This is a genomic window from Pseudomonas sp. BMS12 (assembly GCF_001592875.1).
Lineage (GTDB): Bacteria > Pseudomonadota > Gammaproteobacteria > Pseudomonadales > Pseudomonadaceae > Aquipseudomonas.
The window spans coordinates 66,439-84,607 of the sequence record NZ_LSOF01000008.1 but is presented as its reverse complement, the minus strand read 5'-3'; the positions used below and the strand labels follow the sequence as shown (position 1 = coordinate 84,607).

At 62.3% G+C, this 18,169-nt stretch carries 18 protein-coding genes; 8 read left to right on the top strand and 10 right to left on the bottom strand.

The window, feature by feature from the left end; all coding sequences use genetic code 11:
* The 3 genes from hflD to AYB31_RS08900 all read right to left on the bottom strand — a co-directional run bounded on the left by hflD (window position 1) and on the right by AYB31_RS08900 (window position 2,249).
* A complete protein-coding gene (gene hflD, locus AYB31_RS08910; RefSeq protein WP_068827829.1) occupies window positions 1-621 on the bottom strand; it encodes a high frequency lysogenization protein HflD in 621 nt (206 codons plus the stop codon).
* On the bottom strand, window positions 618-1,736 hold the full coding sequence (gene mnmA / locus AYB31_RS08905; RefSeq protein ID WP_068827828.1) for a tRNA 2-thiouridine(34) synthase MnmA: 1,119 nt from the start codon (window positions 1,734-1,736) through the stop codon (window positions 618-620). The genes hflD and mnmA overlap by 4 nt, the downstream gene beginning before the upstream one ends.
* 66 nt (window positions 1,737-1,802) lie before the next feature.
* Window positions 1,803-2,249, bottom strand: coding sequence for an NUDIX hydrolase (locus AYB31_RS08900; RefSeq protein WP_068827825.1), 447 nt, complete (start codon window positions 2,247-2,249; stop codon window positions 1,803-1,805).
* A gap of 315 nt (window positions 2,250-2,564) precedes the next feature.
* Between AYB31_RS08900 and icd the strand changes: the two genes are divergently transcribed.
* On the top strand, window positions 2,565-3,821 hold the full coding sequence (gene icd / locus AYB31_RS08895; protein ID WP_068827824.1) for an NADP-dependent isocitrate dehydrogenase: 1,257 nt from the start codon (window positions 2,565-2,567) through the stop codon (window positions 3,819-3,821).
* Window positions 3,822-3,884: 63 nt separating this feature from the next.
* Here icd and cspD read toward each other — a convergent pair whose 3' ends face one another.
* Window positions 3,885-4,148 carry a cold shock domain-containing protein CspD gene (gene cspD, locus AYB31_RS08890; RefSeq protein ID WP_068827822.1) on the bottom strand — a complete coding sequence of 88 codons (264 nt, stop codon included), beginning with the start codon at window positions 4,146-4,148 and terminating at the stop codon, window positions 3,885-3,887.
* 230 nt (window positions 4,149-4,378) lie between these two features.
* Here cspD and clpS point away from each other — a divergent pair, with 230 nt between their 5' ends.
* Together clpS and clpA are read left to right on the top strand one after the other, a co-directional pair.
* Window positions 4,379-4,741, top strand: coding sequence for an ATP-dependent Clp protease adapter ClpS (gene clpS / locus AYB31_RS08885; RefSeq protein ID WP_068827820.1), 363 nt, complete (start codon window positions 4,379-4,381; stop codon window positions 4,739-4,741).
* 30 nt (window positions 4,742-4,771) lie between these two features.
* Complete coding sequence (gene clpA / locus AYB31_RS08880; RefSeq protein WP_068827818.1) at window positions 4,772-7,042, top strand: ATP-dependent Clp protease ATP-binding subunit ClpA; 2,271 nt, start codon at window positions 4,772-4,774, stop codon at window positions 7,040-7,042.
* A 69-nt stretch (window positions 7,043-7,111) separates the two neighbouring features.
* Here the strand turns inward: clpA and infA are convergent, their stop codons facing one another.
* From infA to trxB, 4 genes are all read right to left on the bottom strand, one after another.
* The gene (gene infA, locus AYB31_RS08875) at window positions 7,112-7,330 is read right to left on the bottom strand and encodes a translation initiation factor IF-1 (protein WP_002553999.1); all 219 of its coding nucleotides are present in this window, start codon (window positions 7,328-7,330) and stop codon (window positions 7,112-7,114) included.
* 168 nt (window positions 7,331-7,498) lie between these two features.
* Complete coding sequence (locus AYB31_RS08870; protein WP_068827816.1) at window positions 7,499-8,206, bottom strand: arginyltransferase; 708 nt, start codon at window positions 8,204-8,206, stop codon at window positions 7,499-7,501.
* Between the two features lie 68 nt (window positions 8,207-8,274).
* Window positions 8,275-8,955, bottom strand: a complete 681-nt coding sequence (gene aat, locus AYB31_RS08865) for a leucyl/phenylalanyl-tRNA--protein transferase (RefSeq protein ID WP_068827815.1) — start codon at window positions 8,953-8,955, stop codon at window positions 8,275-8,277.
* Window positions 8,956-9,001: 46 nt separating this feature from the next.
* Window positions 9,002-9,949, bottom strand: a complete 948-nt coding sequence (trxB, locus tag AYB31_RS08860; protein ID WP_068827813.1) for a thioredoxin-disulfide reductase — start codon at window positions 9,947-9,949, stop codon at window positions 9,002-9,004.
* Between the two features lie 210 nt (window positions 9,950-10,159).
* On the opposite strand from trxB, the gene ftsK reads away from it, so the two are divergent.
* Genes ftsK through AYB31_RS08845 form a run of 3 tightly spaced genes read left to right on the top strand, consistent with a single transcriptional unit; the run spans window position 10,160 to window position 14,538 of the window.
* Window positions 10,160-12,565, top strand: a complete 2,406-nt coding sequence (gene ftsK, locus AYB31_RS08855) for a DNA translocase FtsK (protein WP_162493004.1) — start codon at window positions 10,160-10,162, stop codon at window positions 12,563-12,565.
* A 14-nt stretch (window positions 12,566-12,579) separates the two neighbouring features.
* Complete coding sequence (gene lolA / locus AYB31_RS08850) at window positions 12,580-13,206, top strand: outer membrane lipoprotein chaperone LolA (protein WP_068827811.1); 627 nt, start codon at window positions 12,580-12,582, stop codon at window positions 13,204-13,206.
* 9 nt (window positions 13,207-13,215) lie between these two features.
* Complete coding sequence (locus AYB31_RS08845; protein WP_068827809.1) at window positions 13,216-14,538, top strand: replication-associated recombination protein A; 1,323 nt, start codon at window positions 13,216-13,218, stop codon at window positions 14,536-14,538.
* Here the strand turns inward: AYB31_RS08845 and AYB31_RS08840 are convergent, their stop codons facing one another.
* Window positions 14,539-14,856 (bottom strand): DUF190 domain-containing protein, encoded by a 318-nt coding sequence (locus AYB31_RS08840; RefSeq protein WP_068827808.1) that lies wholly within the window; start codon window positions 14,854-14,856, stop codon window positions 14,539-14,541.
* Window positions 14,857-14,870: 14 nt separating this feature from the next.
* Window positions 14,871-15,251: a fluoride efflux transporter CrcB gene (gene crcB / locus AYB31_RS08835; protein ID WP_068827805.1), complete on the bottom strand. Its 381-nt coding sequence runs from the start codon at window positions 15,249-15,251 to the stop codon at window positions 14,871-14,873.
* Between the two features lie 172 nt (window positions 15,252-15,423).
* Between crcB and serS the strand changes: the two genes are divergently transcribed.
* A complete protein-coding gene (gene serS, locus AYB31_RS08830; protein WP_068827803.1) occupies window positions 15,424-16,704 on the top strand; it encodes a serine--tRNA ligase in 1,281 nt (426 codons plus the stop codon).
* A 71-nt stretch (window positions 16,705-16,775) separates the two neighbouring features.
* Complete coding sequence (cysG, locus tag AYB31_RS08825) at window positions 16,776-18,164, top strand: siroheme synthase CysG (RefSeq protein WP_068827801.1); 1,389 nt, start codon at window positions 16,776-16,778, stop codon at window positions 18,162-18,164.
* Window positions 18,165-18,169: the final 5 nt, after the last annotated feature.

Sequence of the window (18,169 nt, the reverse complement as noted above, 5' to 3'; positions counted from 1 at the left end):
TCAGCTCCGCAGCAGCGGATAGAGTTCCTTGAGCAGCTTGCCGCGGCTGAATACCAGCTGCCAGCGGTGGCCGCCAAGCTGGCGCCACAGGCGTGCCGAACGAATGCCGGTCAGTAGCAGGGCGCGCACCTTGGAGGCGACGGCCGCTTGCTGCAGAAAGCGCATGTCGCCTTGCACCTGAATACGCTGGCGGAAGGTGCTGATGGTGTCCTGGTACAGGCTGCCGCAGGCCGATACCACGTTGTCGTGGGTGACGCCGAAGTGCTCGACCTGATTCTGTATCTGGTCCAAGCGACTGCCGATTACCTGCAGCATGTCGTCGCGCTTGGCCAGTTGGCGCTCCAGGCCGAGCAAGGCCAGGGCGTAGCGCAGTGGCTCGCGCTGCAAGGCCGCCGGGTTGCGCTCCAGTGCGCTGACCAGGGCTTTGTAGCCTTCGCGCAGATTGAGATCGTCGCCACCGTAAACGTCCAGGGTGCTCTTGGGGTTGCGTACCAGCAGGCTGTCGAGCAGGCAGCTCACTTGGGCTTCCGGGACCTGGCCGGTGCGGGCCAGCTTGTCCACCAGGCTGGCGGCCTGAAATACGGCGGAGAGGGCGATCAGTTGTTCCTGCGTAGGGCTCATGCCAGGCCTGCTCCCTCGAACCAAGGTTCGGCGGTTTCGATCACGCCACCGCCCAGGCAGATTTCACCGTCGTAGAACACCACCGACTGGCCGGGCGTGACGGCGCGCTGTGGTTCGTCGAACACGGCGCGGTAGCCGTCTTCGGTTTTCTCCAGCGTGCAGGCCTGATCGGCCTGGCGATAACGCACCTTGGCCGTGAGGCGGCGCGGGCTGGCCAGGTCGAGCGGGTTGACCCAGTAGATGTCCGAGGCAAGCAGGGCGCGGGAAAACAACCAGGGGTGGTCGTTGCCCTGGCCGACCAGCAGCACGTTGCGCTTGAGGTCCTTGGCCAGCACGTACCACGGCTCGTCACTTGCGTTCTTCAGGCCGCCAATACCCAGGCCCTGGCGCTGGCCGATGGTGTGATACATCAGGCCTACGTGGCGGCCGATCACCTCGCCCTCGGTGGTCTCGATATCGCCCGGCTGGGCCGGCAGGTATTGTTTGAGGAAGTCGCTGAAGCGGCGCTCACCGATGAAGCAGATGCCGGTCGAGTCCTTCTTCTTCGCGGTTGCCAGCTCGTATTTCTCGGCGATGGCACGTACCTGGGGTTTTTCCAGTTCGCCGACCGGGAACAGGGTGCGGCCGATCTGCTCGCCGCCGACGGCGTGCAGGAAATAGCTCTGATCCTTGTTCGGGTCGAGCCCCTTGAGCAGCTCGCTGCGGCCGTCGACGTCGCGCCGGCGCACGTAGTGGCCAGTGGCGATCAGGTCGGCGCCCAGGCTCAGGGCATAGTCGAGGAAGGCTTTGAACTTGATTTCGCGGTTGCACAGGATATCCGGGTTCGGCGTACGCCCGGCCTTGTACTCGGCGAGGAAGTGCTCGAACACATTGTCCCAGTACTCCGCCGCGAAGTTGGCGGTGTGCAGCTTGATGCCGATACGGTCGCACACGGCCTGGGCGTCGGCCAGGTCGTCCATGGCGGTGCAGTATTCGGTGCCGTCGTCTTCCTCCCAGTTCTTCATGAACAGGCCTTCCACCTGGTAACCCTGCTCGAGCAGCAGGAGGGCGGAAACGGATGAGTCGACGCCGCCGGACATGCCGACGATCACTCGAGTTTGGGCTGGTTCGCGCATGGGAGTTCGGAGGGGCTGACTACGGAAAGTGGGCGATTCTATCAGGAGCGCAGCGCATGCGGTGAATCAGGCTGGGTCGCGGATCAGGCTGAGTGAGTGGCGCTCGCCGGCAAGGTAATCGTCGATGCAGCGCAATACCAGTTCGCTACGCCAGCGCTCGGATTGGGCTAGCAGCTCCTCGCGGGTCAGCCAGCGTGGGCCGATGATGCCGGCGTCCAGTGGGTGCTCCGGCAGGTGGCGCAGCGGTTTGGCGGCGAAACACACGCGCTGATAGGTCACGCCATTGCTTGGCGCGGTGTACAGATAGATGCCGGTGACGGCCGTGAGCTCGACTTGCCAGCCGGTCTCCTCGAGGGTTTCGCGCAGTGCGGCCTCGATGAGACTTTCGTCGGCTTCCAGATGGCCGGCAGGCTGGTTTAATACCGCCCGACCATCGGCCAGTTCTTCGACCAGCAAGAAGCGCCCGTGATCCTCGACTATGGTGGCCACGGTTACGTGTGGGGTGAAGCGCATGCTGTATCTCCATAAGCAGCAAGGTGGGCAGCTCTCGAGAGTCGCGAGCGACACAGCATTTCGGGGCTGAGCTGCTAGGCTAGAAGTCGCCTTGGTAGGTAATTTGTAGCTCTTCTGTAGTTTGACTACAGGCAGGGCGCCAGGCCAGGATTCAAGCAGGTTTAGCTGGCGTGTGAGCGCCAGTATATGGCGAAAAGTGCGTGACTTTCTGTAGAAAAACTACAAGAATGCGCCACCTTTCCGAGATCCAGAAGTATCGTCCGCCAGGCTACCCGCAAGGCGGATTGTCAGACCACGAAAACAACGGAGTCCAGCATGGGATACCAGAAGATCCAGGTGCCTGCGAACGGCAGCAAAATCACTGTCAACGCGGACATGTCTCTGAATGTACCGAACAATCCGATCATCCCGTTCATCGAGGGTGATGGCATCGGCGTCGATATCAGCCCGGTCATGATCAAGGTCGTTGATGCGGCTGTCGAGAAAGCCTACGGCGGCGAGCGCAAGATTGCCTGGATGGAAGTTTATGCCGGCGAGAAAGCTACTCAGGTCTACGACCAGGACACCTGGCTGCCGAAGGAAACTCTGGAGGCCGTGCGCGATTACGTCGTGTCCATCAAGGGCCCGCTGACCACCCCGGTTGGTGGTGGCATTCGCTCGCTGAACGTGGCCCTGCGCCAGGAGCTCGACCTCTATGTCTGCCTGCGCCCCGTGCGCTGGTTCGAAGGCGTACCGAGCCCGGTGAAAAAGCCAGGCGACGTCGACATGACCATCTTCCGCGAGAACTCCGAAGACATCTATGCCGGCATCGAGTGGAAGGCTGGTTCGCCTGAGGCCGAGAAGGTCATCAAGTTCCTGAAAGAAGAAATGGGCGTCACCAAGATCCGTTTCGACCAGGACTGCGGCATCGGCGTCAAGCCGGTATCCAAAGAAGGCACCAAGCGTCTGGTACGCAAGGCTCTGCAGTACACTGTCGACAACGACCGCAGCTCGCTGACCATCGTGCACAAAGGCAACATCATGAAGTTCACCGAAGGTGCCTTCAAGGATTGGGGCTATGAAGTTGCTCGCGACGAGTTCGGTGCCGAGCTGCTGGACGGCGGCCCGTGGATGCAGTTCAAGAACCCGAAAACCGGCAAGAACATCGTGGTCAAGGACGCTATCGCCGACGCCATGCTGCAGCAGATTCTGCTGCGTCCGGCCGAGTACGACGTGATCGCGACCCTGAACCTCAACGGTGACTACCTGTCCGACGCCCTGGCGGCCGAAGTGGGTGGTATCGGTATCGCGCCGGGTGCCAACCTGTCCGACACCATCGCCATGTTCGAGGCCACTCACGGCACCGCGCCGAAGTATGCCGGTCAGGACAAGGTCAACCCGGGCTCGGTCATCCTCTCCGCCGAGATGATGCTGCGCCACATGGGCTGGACCGAAGCTGCCGACCTGATCATCAAGGGCACCAATGGCGCTATCGGCGCCAAGACCGTGACCTATGACTTCGAGCGTCTGATGGACGGTGCCAAGCTGCTGTCCTGCTCGCAGTTCGGTGACGCGCTTATCGCCCACATGTAAGGCGACGAGTGGTAACAAAAAGGCCGGTCATATGACCGGCCTTTTTTATGAGTGGTGCTCTTTTCAGGCTTCTACTGGAGTGCTTTGTGGCAGGCTGGTGGCTGCCGGAGATTCACTGGTTGCCAGAGCCGAGCTGATATTGACTGCGTGCAAGCCCTTGGGACCCTGCACAATATCGAACTTGACCGCTTGGCCGGCCTTGAGAGTCTTATAGCCGTCCATCTGGATGGCCGAGTAATGGGCGAACAGGTCCTCATCTCGGCCGTCAGCGACGATGAACCCGTAGCCCTTGGCGTTGTTGAACCACTTGACCTTACCGCTAAGCATGCTGACATCCCTCTGCAAAGGACTCCATCACTGGAGTATCATCCACTTCAGCTCCACGCCCGACTTCGGCCATTAAGGCGCTAGCCGCGGAACCCCGATACCCAAGTAGGGTATTCACTGTTTGTAACACCGTTTCGCCTTTAGTCAAGGTGCTAGAGCGGATGGCTGAGAAGCCTGTCAAAGTCCGTCTAGCATCACCCTCTGACCGGTAATGACTCAATCAGTTCAGCATGCATTCACGTAGCCAGATTCGACTAACATTCAATCAGGATCGACCTGATGCTCGTGAGGATGATTCCTCGGGGTTGGCGGTGCAGGAGGCGAAGCCGGCTCTGCAGGCTCCGCCGATGTATAAGGTTCTGATGTTTAACGACGATTACACGCCCATGGATTTCGTGGTCGAAGTCCTGGAGGTGTTCTTCGGAATGAACCGTGAGCAGGCGACCAAGGTTATGCTGACCGTTCACACTGAAGGTAAGGCAGTCTGTGGGCTGTTTACCCGCGATATCGCAGAGACCAAGGCAATGCAGGTCAACCAGTACGCTCGGGACAGCCAGCATCCGCTACTCTGTGAGATAGAGAAGGACGACTGATGTCGTCCCGCTTGGGCAAGAGGTGAAGCTATGTTGAATCGAGAGCTGGAAGTCACCCTCAATCTGGCCTTCAAGGAGGCACGTGCCAAGCGCCATGAGTTCATGACGGTCGAGCACCTGCTTCTTGCGTTGCTGGATAACGAGGCCGCTGCAACCGTGCTGCGCGCCTGTGGCGCCAATCTGGACAAGCTCCGCCATGATCTACAGGAGTTTATCGACTCCACCACGCCGCTGATTCCGCAGCACGATGAGGAGCGCGAAACCCAGCCTACGCTCGGTTTTCAACGCGTACTGCAACGTGCCGTCTTTCATGTGCAGAGTTCTGGCAAGCGCGAAGTCACTGGTGCCAACGTGCTGGTGGCGATCTTCAGTGAGCAGGAAAGTCAGGCTGTGTTCCTGCTCAAGCAGCAGAGCGTTGCACGTATCGATGTGGTCAATTACATCGCCCATGGCATTTCCAAGGTGCCGGGGCATGTCGATCACAGCGACAGCGAACAGGAAATGTCGGATGAGGAGGGGGGCGAGTCGGTCTCTTCCGGGAATCCGCTGGATGCTTATGCCAGCAACCTTAACGAGTTGTCCCGGCAGGGGCGTATCGATCCGCTGGTCGGGCGAGAGCACGAAGTTGAGCGTGTCGCGCAGATTCTTGCGCGGCGGCGCAAGAACAACCCGCTGCTTGTGGGTGAGGCGGGCGTAGGCAAGACCGCCATTGCCGAGGGGCTGGCCAAGCGTATTGTCGATGGCCAGGTTCCTGACCTGCTGTCCGAGAGCGTGGTCTACTCCCTTGATCTCGGGGCGTTGCTGGCCGGTACCAAGTACCGCGGCGACTTCGAGAAGCGCTTTAAAGCCTTGCTCAACGAGCTGCGCAAGCGCCCACATGCAATCCTGTTTATCGATGAGATCCACACCATTATTGGCGCTGGCGCAGCTTCTGGCGGGGTGATGGATGCTTCCAACCTGCTCAAACCCTTGTTGTCTTCGGGTGAGATACGTTGCATCGGCTCCACGACCTTTCAGGAGTTTCGTGGCATCTTCGAGAAGGATCGCGCACTGGCGCGGCGTTTCCAGAAAGTCGATGTTTCCGAGCCTTCTGTCGAGGACACCGTGGGTATCCTTAAGGGCCTCAAGGCACGCTTCGAGCAGCACCACCATATCGAGTACAGCGATGAGGCGCTGCGCGCAGCGGCAGAGCTGGCGGCGCGCTATATCAACGATAGGCACATGCCGGACAAGGCCATCGATGTGATCGACGAGGCGGGCGCCTACCAGCGGCTGCAGCCGGAAGAGAAGCGGGCCAAACGCATCGAGGTGGCTCAGGTCGAGGACATCGTTGCGAAGATCGCGCGGATTCCGCCAAAGCATGTCAGTAGCTCGGACAAGGAGCTGCTGCGCAACCTGGAGCGTGATCTCAAGCTGACAGTGTTTGGTCAGGATGCCGCGATTGATTCGTTGTCCACGGCCATCAAGCTATCCCGTGCCGGGCTCAAGGCGCCGGACAAGCCGGTTGGCTCTTTCCTGTTTGCCGGTCCGACCGGTGTGGGCAAGACCGAGGTGGCTCGCCAGTTGGCGAAGGCCATGGGAATCGAGTTGGTGCGCTTCGACATGTCCGAGTACATGGAGCGTCATACCGTATCGCGCTTGATCGGTGCGCCGCCTGGCTACGTCGGGTTCGATCAAGGAGGCCTGCTGACCGAGGCGATCACCAAGCAGCCGCATTGCGTGCTCTTGCTGGACGAGATCGAGAAAGCTCACCCGGAGGTCTTCAATCTGCTGCTGCAGGTGATGGATCACGGCACGCTGACCGATAACAACGGTCGCAAGGCGGACTTCCGCAACGTGATTCTGGTGATGACCACCAATGCCGGGGCGGAAACCGCAGCGCGGGCGTCGATTGGCTTCACGCAGCAGGACCATTCGTCCGATGCCATGGAAGTTATCAAGAAGAGCTTCACGCCGGAGTTCCGTAATCGCCTGGACACCATCATCCAGTTTGGTCGCCTGACCCACGAAGTGATCAAGAGCATCGTCGACAAGTTCCTTACCGAGCTGCAGGCGCAGCTGGAGGACAAGCGAGTGCAGCTGGAGGTCAGCGATGCTGCGCGCGGCTGGTTGGCGGAACGCGGTTACGATGCGCAGATGGGTGCGCGGCCGATGGCCAGGCTGATTCAGGACAAGATCAAGCGGCCGCTGGCCGAGGAAATCCTGTTCGGTGAGCTGGCCGAGCATGGCGGCCTGGTGCATGTCGATCTGGAAGGCGAAGAGCTGCACTTCGAGTTCGAGACAACGGCAGAGCCGGCCTGAGGCATGGCGACAAACAAAAACGCCCGGCTCAGCCGGGCGTTTTTGCATTCGGATTCCGTTGTCTGGGAATCAGCGGGCGCGGTAGGTGATGCGGCCCTTGCTCAGGTCATAGGGCGTCAGCTCAACCCGGACCTTGTCACCAGTCAGAATGCGGATGTAGTTCTTGCGCATCTTTCCGGAGATGTGCGCGGTAACGACGTGCCCGTTTTCCAACTCCACACGGAACATGGTGTTGGGCAGGGTGTCGACGACAGTACCTTCCATTTCGAAGCTGTCTTCTTTCGACATGCAGTAAAGCCCTCGGTATCCAAAGATTGGCTCGGCGCATAGGTGCCCGAGCAAAAGCGGCGTGCATTGTGCCCGAAAAGGATGTGAGACGCCAAGTGGCTGGCGGGTCGGGAAAGTACCTTGATGCTCGGGTAGGGTCGCTTGAAGCCAGTGGCTGCAGGCTTTTGCTCAGGTCAGGAGGGTCCAGCGCTGATTGATGAATAGCTCGATGGGGCGGTATTGGGTCTTGTAGCTCATCTTCCGGCAGTTTTTGATCCAGTAGCCGAGGTAGACGGCCTGCAGGCCGAGGCGAGCGGTTTCGCCGATCTGCCAGAGGATGGCGAAGCGGCCGAGGCTGCGTTTCTCCTCGGCTGGATCGTAGAAGGTATACACCGCCGAGAGACCGTTCGGCAGGGCGTCGGTGACGGCGACGGCAACCAGGCGGCCAGACAGGCGGAACTCGTAAAAGCGGGCAAAGGGCAGGTCGCGAACCAGGAAGGTGCTGAACTGTTCGCGGCTGGGTGGGTACATGTCGCCATCGGCATGGCGTTGCTCGATGTAGCGCACGTAAAGATCGTAATACTCCTCGCTGAACGCAGGGCGAACGACTGTGACCTGGATGTCTGCGTTGCGTTTGAGGATGCGTTTCTGCTGGCGGCTGGGGATGAACTGATCAGCAGGAATGCGTGCCGGCACGCAGGCGGTGCAGCGTTGGCAGTGGGGCCGGTAGAGGTGGTCGCCGCTGCGGCGGAAGCCCATTTCGGAGAGCTCGGCATAAACCTGCACGTCCATGGGCTGGCTGGGGTCGAGGAACAGCGTGGTGGCTTGTTCTTCTGGCAGATAGCTACATGGATGCGGCTGAGTGGCGTAGAACTTGAGGCGAGCCAGCTCGGTCATGGTCAACCCTCGGGAAATCCCTTGGGGCAAGTGTATGTCAGCATGCCGGCTGCTACCACAGGGGGCTTTCAGGTGCGCCAGTCGGCTTCGCTGGGTTGGTCCAGGTACTGGCGCAGGTAGCTGGCAAACTCGCTGCGTGCTATAGGGCGGGCGCCGAAGCTATGCAGATGGCTGGTTGGCATCTGGCAGTCGATCAGGACGAAGCCCCATTCACGCAATTTCCCAACCAGGGTGGCGAAGCCGATTTTGGATGCGTTGTCGACGCGACTGAACATGGACTCGCCAAAGAACAGTCGCCCCATGGCCAGGCCATAGAGGCCGCCGACCAGTTGTTCGCCATCCCAAACTTCTACCGAGTGAGCATGGCCAAGTCGGTGCAGTTCCAGGTAGGCGTCGCGCATGGCGGTTGTGATCCAGGTGCCATCGGCATACTGGCGCGGCGCCGCGCAGCCCTGGATGACTGCAGCAAAATCCCGGTCGAATGTCACGCGCAGGCGCTGTTGGCGCAGAAGCTTGGCCAGGCTGCGCGACAGGTGGAATTCATTCGGAAACAGCACGGTGCGCGGATCCGGTGACCACCAGAGCAGCGGTTGTCCTTCGGCGAACCAGGGGAAGCAGCCATGCCGATAGGCGGCGACCAGTCTGGCGGCAGACAGGTCGCCGCCCGCGGCGAGCAGGCCTTCGGGTTCGCGCAAGGCCTTCTCCAGTGGCGGGAAGTCCAGCGAGTCGCGTTGCAGCCAGGTCAGCATGGGCGGGGGAGGGCGGGGCGGATGTATGGCATCCGCCCGCAGGCGCTTAGACGTCGAGGTATTTTTCGGCGTCGAGTGCGGCCATGCAGCCGGCGCCGGCCGAGGTGATCGCCTGGCGATAGACGTGATCGGCCACGTCGCCAGCGGCGAATACACCTTCGATGCTGGTGGCGGTGGCATTGCCCTCGAGTCCGCCCTGAACAATCAGGTAGCCGTCACGCATTTCCAGTTGGCCCTGGAACAGGTCGGTATTGGGTTTATGACCGATGGCGATGAATACGCCGGCCAGTTGCAGTTCCTTGTTGCTGCCGTCGACGGTGTTGCGCAGGCGCACGCCGGTCACGCCGGTGTTGTCGCCCAGCACCTCGTCCAGGGTGTGGTTCCAGTGCAGGCGCACGTTGCCGTTGGCGGCTTTTTCGAACAGCTTGTCCTGCAGGATCTTCTCCGAGCGCAGCTTGTCGCGGCGGTGGACCAGGTGCACTTCCTTGGCGATGTTGGACAGGTACAGCGCCTCTTCGACAGCAGTGTTGCCGCCGCCGATGACGCAGACCACCTGGTTGCGATAGAAGAAGCCGTCGCAGGTCGCGCAGGCGGAAACGCCCTTGCCAGCGAAGGCTTCTTCGGAGGGCAGGCCAAGGTACTGAGCGCTGGCGCCGGTGGCGATGATCAGGGCGTCGCAGGTATAGGTGCCGCTGTCGCCCTTGAGGGTGAAGGGCTTGCTCTGCAACTCGGCGGTGTGGATGTGGTCGTAGACGATCTCGGTCTCAAAGCGCTCGGCGTGCTCCTGCATGCGTTGCATCAGAGCCGGACCTGTCAGGCCGTGCACATCGCCGGGCCAGTTGTCGACCTCGGTGGTGGTGGTGAGCTGGCCGCCAGGCTGAATGCCAGTGATGACAACAGGCTTGAGGTTGGCGCGGGCTGCGTAGACGGCGGCGGTGTAGCCCGCCGGGCCGGAGCCCAGGATGATCAGGCGTGAATGCTTGACTTCGCTCATAAAAAGACCTCATAAGCCTTTGTCACAAAAGAGAATGCATGCTCCAATTGAGCTGCACGTGAGGGATAGCCGGGTATCCTACCCGAAGCGGTAGTGGCCGGCAAAACGGTACCGTGGCCTGGCGCGATACCTGTAAATTTGTACAATGGTCGCGCATTTTCGTGTCCACTCTATCGCCAGTCGCGCCCCGGGCGCAGGAATGACCGCGTTTTGAAGAATTCCAGCACAACAGCTCAGGTTCCGGCCTGGCGCCAGCACCTGCAGTATCGCCTCAAGGAGGGCGCGCTGATCGCCCTGGGGGCGCTCTGCCTGATTCTGTGGATGGCGCTGCTGTCCTATGACCAGAACGACCCCGGCTGGAGCCACACCAGCAGTTCCGCGCAGGTACACAATGCTGCCGGCCGTGCGGGAGCCTGGTTTGCCGACATCCTGTTCATGGCGCTCGGTTATTTCGCTTACATATTTCCTCTGCTACTTGCCGTCAGAACCTGGCAGGTCTTCCGTACGCGGCATCAACCGTGGCAGTGGAATGGCTGGATGTTTTCCTGGCGCCTGATCGGCCTCGTTTTCCTGGTGCTCGCTGGCGCTGGTCTAGCGCACATTCAGTTCCAGTCTGCGCCGGGCTTGCCCGCTTCGGCTGGCGGCGCCTTGGGCGAGAGTCTCGGCCAGTTGGCTCAAGACATTTTCAATGTGCAGGGCAGCACATTGTTGTTCCTGTCGCTCTTCCTGTTCGGCCTGACTGCGTTCGCCGACCTGTCCTGGTTCAAGGTGATGGACCTGACCGGCAAGATCACCCTCGATCTGATCGAGCTGGTACAGAGCCTGATCACCCGTTGGTGGGAGGCGCGTGTACAGCGCAAGCAGCTGGTCGCCCAGCTGCGCGAAGTGGATGAACGGGTTACCGAGGTTGCCGCCCCGGTGGTGAGTGATCGTCGCGAACAGGCCAAGGTCAAGGAGCGCCTGATCGCCCGCGAGGAATCCCTGAGCAAGCACATGACGGAGCGCGAGAGTCGCCCCGCGCCGGTGATCGCACCGCCGCCACCGCCAAAGGCCGCCGAGCCGAGCAAGCGCGTACTCAAGGAGAAACAGGTTCAGCTGTTCGAGGACGCTGCGGTGGCTGGCACCTTGCCGCCGATCTCCATCCTCGATGCCGCGGAGAAGAAGCAGAAAAGCTTCTCTCCCGAATCCCTCGAGGCCATGTCGCGCCTGCTGGAGATCAAACTCAAGGAGTTCGGCGTCGAAGTGGTGGTGGAGTCCGTGCATCCGGGCCCGGTGATCACCCGTTTCGAAATCCAGCCGGGTATCGGCGTCAAGGTCAGCCGCATCTCCAACCTGGCTAAGGACCTGGCGCGTTCGCTGGCGGTGATCAGCGTGCGGGTGGTCGAGGTGATTCCGGGCAAGACCACGGTCGGCATCGAGATTCCCAACGAGGATCGGCAGATCGTGCGCTTCTCCGAGGTGCTGTCCTCGCCCGAGTATGACAACGCCAAGTCGCCGGTAACCCTGGCCCTGGGGCACGATATCGGCGGTAAGCCGATCATTACCGACCTGGCCAAGATGCCGCACCTGCTGGTGGCCGGTACTACCGGCTCCGGTAAGTCGGTGGGCGTCAACGCGATGATCCTGTCGATCCTGTTCAAGTCCGGGCCGGAAGACGCCCGGATGATCATGATCGACCCGAAGATGCTCGAGCTGTCGATCTACGAGGGCATCCCACACCTGTTGTGCCCCGTGGTGACCGACATGAAGGAAGCCGCCAACGCGCTGCGCTGGTCGGTGGCCGAAATGGAGCGTCGCTACAAGCTGATGGCGGCCATGGGCGTGCGCAACCTGGCCGGCTTCAACCGCAAGGTCAAGGATGCCGAAGAGGCGGGCACGCCGCTGTCCGACCCGCTGTACAAGCGCCAGTCGATGGAGGACGAAGCGCCGCTGCTGAAGACCCTGCCGACCATTGTCGTGGTGGTCGACGAATTCGCCGACATGATGATGATCGTCGGCAAGAAGGTCGAAGAGCTGATCGCGCGTATCGCGCAGAAGGCGCGGGCTGCCGGCATCCACCTGATCCTCGCCACCCAGCGCCCGTCGGTGGACGTGATCACTGGTCTGATCAAGGCCAACATTCCAACCCGCATGGCCTTCCAGGTCTCCAGCAAGATCGACTCGCGCACCATCCTCGACCAGGGTGGCGCTGAACAGCTGCTGGGCCACGGTGACATGCTCTACCTGCCGCCGGGTACCGGCCTGCCGATCCGCGTGCACGGTGCCTTCGTCTCCGACGACGAGGTACACCGCGTCGTCGAGGCCTGGAAACAGCGTGGTGCGCCGGACTACATCGAAGACATCCTGGCCGGCGTGGAAGAGTCCGGCAGCGGCTTCGAAGGTGGTGGCAGTGGCGAAGGCGGCGAGGGCAGCGAGGAAGATCCGCTGTACGACGAGGCCGTCAACTTCGTGCTGGAAAGCCGCCGTGCCTCCATTTCCGCCGTGCAGCGCAAGCTGAAGATCGGCTACAACCGCGCCGCGCGCATGATCGAGGCCATGGAAATGGCCGGCGTGGTAACCCAGATGAACACCAACGGCTCGCGCGAAGTCATAGCGCCAGGGCCGTCCCGCGACTAACGAAGAGGATTTTCATGCGCCTGATCCGCATGTTGCTGCTGGCCACTCTGGCCTGTGGCGCCGTATCTGCTCACGCCGACGACGAGGCTGCCGTCAAACGCCTGACCGGTCTGCTCGACCAGGCCCAGACCATCAGTGGGCGTTTCTCCCAGCTGACCCTGGACGGTTCGGGTACGCAACTGCAGGAAACCGCCGGACAGATGGCGCTCAAGCGCCCGGGTCTGTTCCGCTGGCACACCGACGCACCGCAGGAGCAGTTGCTGGTATCCAACGGTCAGAAAGTCTGGCTGTACGACCCGGACCTGATGCAGGTGACCATCCAGGCTCTCGATCAGCGTCTGACCAACACCCCGGCGCTGCTGCTGTCGGGTGATGTGTCGAAGATTCGCGAGAATTTCGACATCACCTTCAAGGAAGGTGGCGACGTGGTCGACTTCATCCTCAAGCCCAAGGCCAAGGACAGCCTGTTCGACAGCCTGCGGCTGTCCTTCCGCAAGGGCGTGATCAACGACATGCAGCTGATCGACAGCATCGGCCAGCGCACCAATATCCTGTTCCTCGGGGTGAAGCTGAACCAGCCGCTGGAAGCCGGGCTGTTCGACTTCGAAGTGCCCGAGGGCGCCGACGTCATCCAGGAGTAAGAGGTCGCGGTGGACCTGTTTCGCGCAAGCCCGGTTGCCCAGCCTCTGGCGGCGCGCCTGCGCGCCACCAGCCTGGACGAGTACGTCGGTCAGGAACATGTGCTGGGGCCGGGCAAACCGCTGCGCGAGGCGCTGGAGCAGGGTGCCCTGCACTCGATGATCTTCTGGGGGCCGCCAGGGGTCGGCAAGACCACGCTGGCCAAGCTGCTGGCGCAGGTTTCCGATGCGCACTTCGAGACCATTTCCGCCGTGCTGTCCGGGGTCAAGGAGATCCGCCAGGCGGTCGACATGGCCAAGCAGCAGGCCGCCCAGTACGGCCGCCGCACCATTCTCTTCGTCGACGAAGTGCATCGCTTCAACAAGAGCCAGCAGGATGCCTTCCTACCCTATGTCGAAGACGGCACGCTGATCTTCATCGGCGCGACCACCGAGAACCCCTCGTTCGAGCTGAACAACGCACTGCTCTCGCGGGCCCGTGTCTATGTGCTCAAGAGCCTCGATGAGGCGGCCATGCGCAAGCTGGTGACGCGTGCCCTGGGCGAGGACAAGGGGCTCGGCCAGCGGCGCCTCAGCTTGCCGGACGAGAGCTTCCAGATCCTCTTGGCCGCTGCCGATGGTGATGGTCGGCGTCTGCTCAACCTGCTGGAGAATGCCGCCGACCTGGCAGAGGATGGCGACGAGCTGGGCGTCGAGCTGTTGCAGAACCTGCTGGGCGACAGCCGCCGGCGTTTCGACAAGGGCGGCGAGGCCTTCTACGACCAGATTTCCGCGCTGCACAAGTCGGTGCGCGGCTCCAACCCGGATGCCGCGCTGTACTGGTATGCGCGCATGATCGACGGCGGCTGCGACCCGTTGTACCTGGCGCGGCGAGTGGTGCGCATGGCCAGCGAGGACATCGGCAATGCCGACCCGCGCGCCCTGACCCTGTGCCTCAATGCCTGGGATGTGCAGGAGCGTCTGGGTAGCCCCGAGGGCGAGTTGGCGGTGGTCCAGGCCATCGTCTACCTGGCCTGTGCGCCGAAAAGCAATGCGGTGTACATGGGCTTCAAGGCAGCCCTGCGCGATGTCGCCGAGCACGGCTCGCTGGAGGTGCCGCTGCACCTGCGCAACGCGCCGACCAAGCTGATGAAGCAGTTGGGCTATGGCGAGGAATACCGCTACGCCCACGACGAGCCGGAAGCCTATGCCGCCGGCGAAGACTACTTCCCGGAAGAGCTGGAGCCGCGGCGTTACTACGAGCCGGTGCCGCGCGGCCTGGAGTTGAAGATCCGCGAGAAACTGGAGCGTCTGGCTCAGCTGGACCGGCAGAGCCCGCGCCAACGGCGACGCTGATCAGCTTTCGCCGAGGGTGCCGAACTCGATGGGTGCCTTGACGTAGAACAGCTTCACGCCTTCATCGCGCAGGCGCTGGAACAGAAGCTCGCACTCGTCCTCGCTCACCGCCAGTACCACTTCCAGCGGCTGGTCTGCCAGCTCGAAGAAATGCGCCGAATGTACTCGTCGGCCATGGCCGTAGCCTTCCGTCGCGGGTACCAGGGTCGCGCCGCGCAGGTTCAGGTCGCGAGCCAGTTGCAACAGCCACTCTGCCAGCGGCTTGCCGGCGTGCTTGCGGTCCTGTTGGGTGAAGAAGGTCAGCAGATAGCCATTCATGGGAGAGACCTCGTTTAGCGCGTCAGCCATTGCCAACTGATCAGGCCGGCAAAAGTGGCCAACAGCGAGCCGCTCACGTGCAGGCCGATGGCACCCAACGCCAGGGCGGGGCGCCCCTGTTGGATCAGTGTCAGGGTTTCTGCGGAGAAGGTCGAGAAGGTGGTGAGTCCACCGCAGAAACCGGTGACCACCAGCAGGCGCCACTCCGGCGAAAGCTGCGGTGCGTTGGCGAAGTAGGCGATGGCCAGGCCGATGATGTAACCGCCCACCAAATTGGCTACCAGGGTCCCCGGGGGGATGGCAGGGAACAGGCTGTTCAGCTTGAGGCCGAGCAGCCAGCGCAGTACGGCGCCGGCGGAGGCGCCGAGGGCGATGGCGATAACGGACTTGAGCACGAGGCCCCCTGTATCAAGGTTTGCTAAAGGAGAAAGGCTTATGCCGGCAAATGCAAGAGGATGCTGGATTTCCTGGCAAAAGGGCTCGGCTTGCCGGCGCTAAGTCCGTAAACTGCGCAGCACTTGAGACCGACTGACAGTCGGCGTTCATTCGATCGTTGAGAACCAGACCATGCTTGATTCCAAACTTGTTCGCGGCCAGCTCGAAGAAGTCGCTGCCCGCCTGGCCACCCGTGGCTTCCAACTGGATGTGGCACGCTTCGAAGCCCTCGAAAGCCAGCGTAAGTCGGTACAGACCCGCACCGAACAGCTGCAGGCCGAACGCAACTCCCGCTCCAAGTCCATTGGCCAGGCCAAGGCTCGCGGCGAGGACATTGCACCGTTGCTGGCGGAAGTGGACAAGATGGGCAGTGATCTGGAGGCCGGCAAGCGTGAGCTGGACGCCATCCAGACCGAGCTGGACAACCTGTTGCTGAATATCCCCAACCTGCCGCACGAATCCGTGCCGGTCGGTGCCGATGAGGACGAAAACGTCGAGGTGGCGCGCTGGGGCACCCCACGCAGCTTCGACTTCGAGATCAAGGATCACGTCGCGCTCGGTGAACAGCATGGCTGGCTGGACTTCGAGACTGCCGCCAAGCTGTCCGGCGCGCGCTTCGCCCTGCTGCGCGGACCGATTGCCCGCCTGCACCGTGCCCTGGCGCAGTTCATGATCAACCTGCACACCGCCGAACACGGCTATGAAGAGGCCTATACCCCCTACCTGGTGCAGGCGGGCGCCCTGCAGGGCACCGGCCAGTTGCCGAAGTTCGAGGAAGACCTGTTCAAGATCGCTCGCGAGGATCAGGCCGATCTGTACCTGATTCCGACCGCGGAAGTTTCCCTGACCAATATCGTGGCCGGCGAGATCCTCGACGCCAAGCAGCTGCCGATCAAGTTCGTCGCCCATACTCCCTGCTTCCGCAGCGAAGCGGGTGCCTCCGGCCGCGATACCCGCGGGATGATCCGCCAGCACCAGTTCGACAAGGTCGAGATGGTGCAGATCGTCGAGCCGAGCAAGTCGTTCGAGGCGCTCGAGAGCCTGACCGCCAACGCCGAGCGTGTCCTGCAACTGCTCGAGCTGCCGTATCGCAAGCTGGCACTGTGCACCGGCGACATGGGCTTCGGCGCGGTGAAGACCTACGACCTGGAAGTCTGGGTACCGAGCCAGGACAAGTACCGCGAGATTTCCTCCTGCTCCAACTGTGGCGACTTCCAGGCGCGGCGCATGCAGGCGCGCTATCGCAATCCGGAGACCGGCAAGCCCGAGCTGGTGCACACCCTCAACGGTTCCGGCCTGGCGGTAGGTCGCACCCTGGTGGCCGTGCTGGAAAACTACCAGCAGGCCGACGGCAGCATCCGCGTGCCGGACGTGCTCAAGCCCTATATGGGCGGTATCGAGATCATCGGCTAACGCCGGATCGCAGTGCAGAATACGGGGTGGTCGTGACCACCCCGTTTTTTTATCTCTGGTGAGGCTGAACCATGGATTTTCTTCCGCTGTTCCACAAACTGCAGAATCGCCAGGTGCTGGTCGTTGGTGGTGGCGAGGTCGCACTGCGCAAGGCGCGTCTGCTGGCCGATGCCGGTGCACGACTGCGTGTAGTGGCGCCGGAGGTTCGTGGCGAGCTGTGCGAACTGGCCGGGGCAGAAGCGGTGCAGTTGCGCGGCTATGAGGCGGCCGACCTGCAGGGGGTGGCCCTGGTGATCGCCGCCACCGACGATGAACCACTCAATGCGCGCATCTCCACCGAGGCGCAGGCGCTGGGCATTCCGGTCAACGTGGTGGACGCGCCGGCATTGTGCAGCGTGATCTTCCCGGCCATCGTCGACCGTTCGCCGCTGATCGTCGCGGTGACCAGCGGTGGCGATGCGCCAGTGCTGGCGCGCCTGATCCGCGCCAAGATCGAAACCTGGATTCCCGCCACCTACGGCCAACTGGCCGGCCTGGCCAAGCGCTTTCGCGCCCAGGTCAAAGCGCTGCTGCCGGATGTGCAGCGCCGCCGGGTGTTCTGGGAAGAGGTGTTCCAGGGGCAGGTCGCCGAGAGTGTGTTCGCTGGCAAAACCGCCGAAGCCGAGCGCCTGCTCGAGGCCAAGATCGCCGGCGACCAGCAAGAGTTTCTTGGCGAGGTCTATCTGGTCGGTGCCGGCCCCGGTGACCCGGATCTGCTGACGTTCCGCGCCTTGCGCCTGATGCAGCAGGCCGACGTGGTGCTCTACGACCGCCTGGTGGCCCCGGCCATCATCGAGTTGTGCCGCCGCGATGCTGAGCGCATCTACGTGGGCAAGCAGCGCGCCGAGCACGCCGTGCCCCAGGAGCAGATCAATCGACGCCTGGTGGACCTGGCCAAGGCCGGCAAACGGGTGCTGCGCCTCAAGGGTGGTGATCCGTTCATCTTCGGCCGCGGTGGCGAGGAGATCGAAGAGCTGGCCGCTGAGGGCATTCCTTTCCAGGTGGTGCCGGGCATCACCGCCGCCTCGGGGTGCGCCGCCTACGCCGGCATTCCGCTGACTCACCGCGATCACGCCCAGTCGGTGCGTTTCGTGACGGGTCATCTCAAGGATGGCAGTTGCGACCTACCTTGGGCCGACCTGGTGGCGCCGGGGCAGACGCTGGTGTTCTACATGGGCCTGGTCGGTCTGCCGCAGATCTGCAGCGAACTGGTTGCCCATGGCCGCAGCGCCGAGACTCCGGCCGCGCTGGTGCAGCAGGGCACCACCCAGAGCCAGCGGGTGTTCACCGGCACCCTGGCCAGCCTGCCGCAGCTGGTGGCCGAGCACGAAGTGCACGCGCCGACGCTGGTGATAGTCGGCGAAGTGGTGCAGCTGCGCGAGAAACTGGCCTGGTTCGAGGGCGCCGAAGGCAGCCGCTAGCCCGT

Excerpts from the sequence above, each read along its gene's own strand:
- icd (WP_068827824.1), top strand. The coding sequence starts at position 2,565 with ATGGGATACCAGAAGATCCAGGTGCCTGCGAACGGCAGCAAAATCACT.
- infA (WP_002553999.1), bottom strand. The coding sequence starts at position 7,330 with ATGTCGAAAGAAGACAGCTTCGAAATGGAAGGTACTGTCGTCGACACC.
- clpS (WP_068827820.1), top strand. The coding sequence starts at position 4,379 with ATGCATTCACGTAGCCAGATTCGACTAACATTCAATCAGGATCGACCT.
- hflD (WP_068827829.1), bottom strand. The coding sequence starts at position 621 with ATGAGCCCTACGCAGGAACAACTGATCGCCCTCTCCGCCGTATTTCAG.
- AYB31_RS08870 (WP_068827816.1), bottom strand. The coding sequence starts at position 8,206 with ATGACCGAGCTGGCTCGCCTCAAGTTCTACGCCACTCAGCCGCATCCA.
- mnmA (WP_068827828.1), bottom strand. The coding sequence starts at position 1,736 with ATGCGCGAACCAGCCCAAACTCGAGTGATCGTCGGCATGTCCGGCGGC.
- aat (WP_068827815.1), bottom strand. The coding sequence starts at position 8,955 with ATGCTGACCTGGCTGCAACGCGACTCGCTGGACTTCCCGCCACTGGAG.
- cspD (WP_068827822.1), bottom strand. The coding sequence starts at position 4,148 with ATGCTTAGCGGTAAGGTCAAGTGGTTCAACAACGCCAAGGGCTACGGG.
- lolA (WP_068827811.1), top strand. The coding sequence starts at position 12,580 with ATGCGCCTGATCCGCATGTTGCTGCTGGCCACTCTGGCCTGTGGCGCC.
- AYB31_RS08840 (WP_068827808.1), bottom strand. The coding sequence starts at position 14,856 with ATGAATGGCTATCTGCTGACCTTCTTCACCCAACAGGACCGCAAGCAC.
- cysG (WP_068827801.1), top strand. The coding sequence starts at position 16,776 with ATGGATTTTCTTCCGCTGTTCCACAAACTGCAGAATCGCCAGGTGCTG.
- serS (WP_068827803.1), top strand. The coding sequence starts at position 15,424 with ATGCTTGATTCCAAACTTGTTCGCGGCCAGCTCGAAGAAGTCGCTGCC.
- trxB (WP_068827813.1), bottom strand. The coding sequence starts at position 9,949 with ATGAGCGAAGTCAAGCATTCACGCCTGATCATCCTGGGCTCCGGCCCG.
- clpA (WP_068827818.1), top strand. The coding sequence starts at position 4,772 with ATGTTGAATCGAGAGCTGGAAGTCACCCTCAATCTGGCCTTCAAGGAG.
- AYB31_RS08900 (WP_068827825.1), bottom strand. The coding sequence starts at position 2,249 with ATGCGCTTCACCCCACACGTAACCGTGGCCACCATAGTCGAGGATCAC.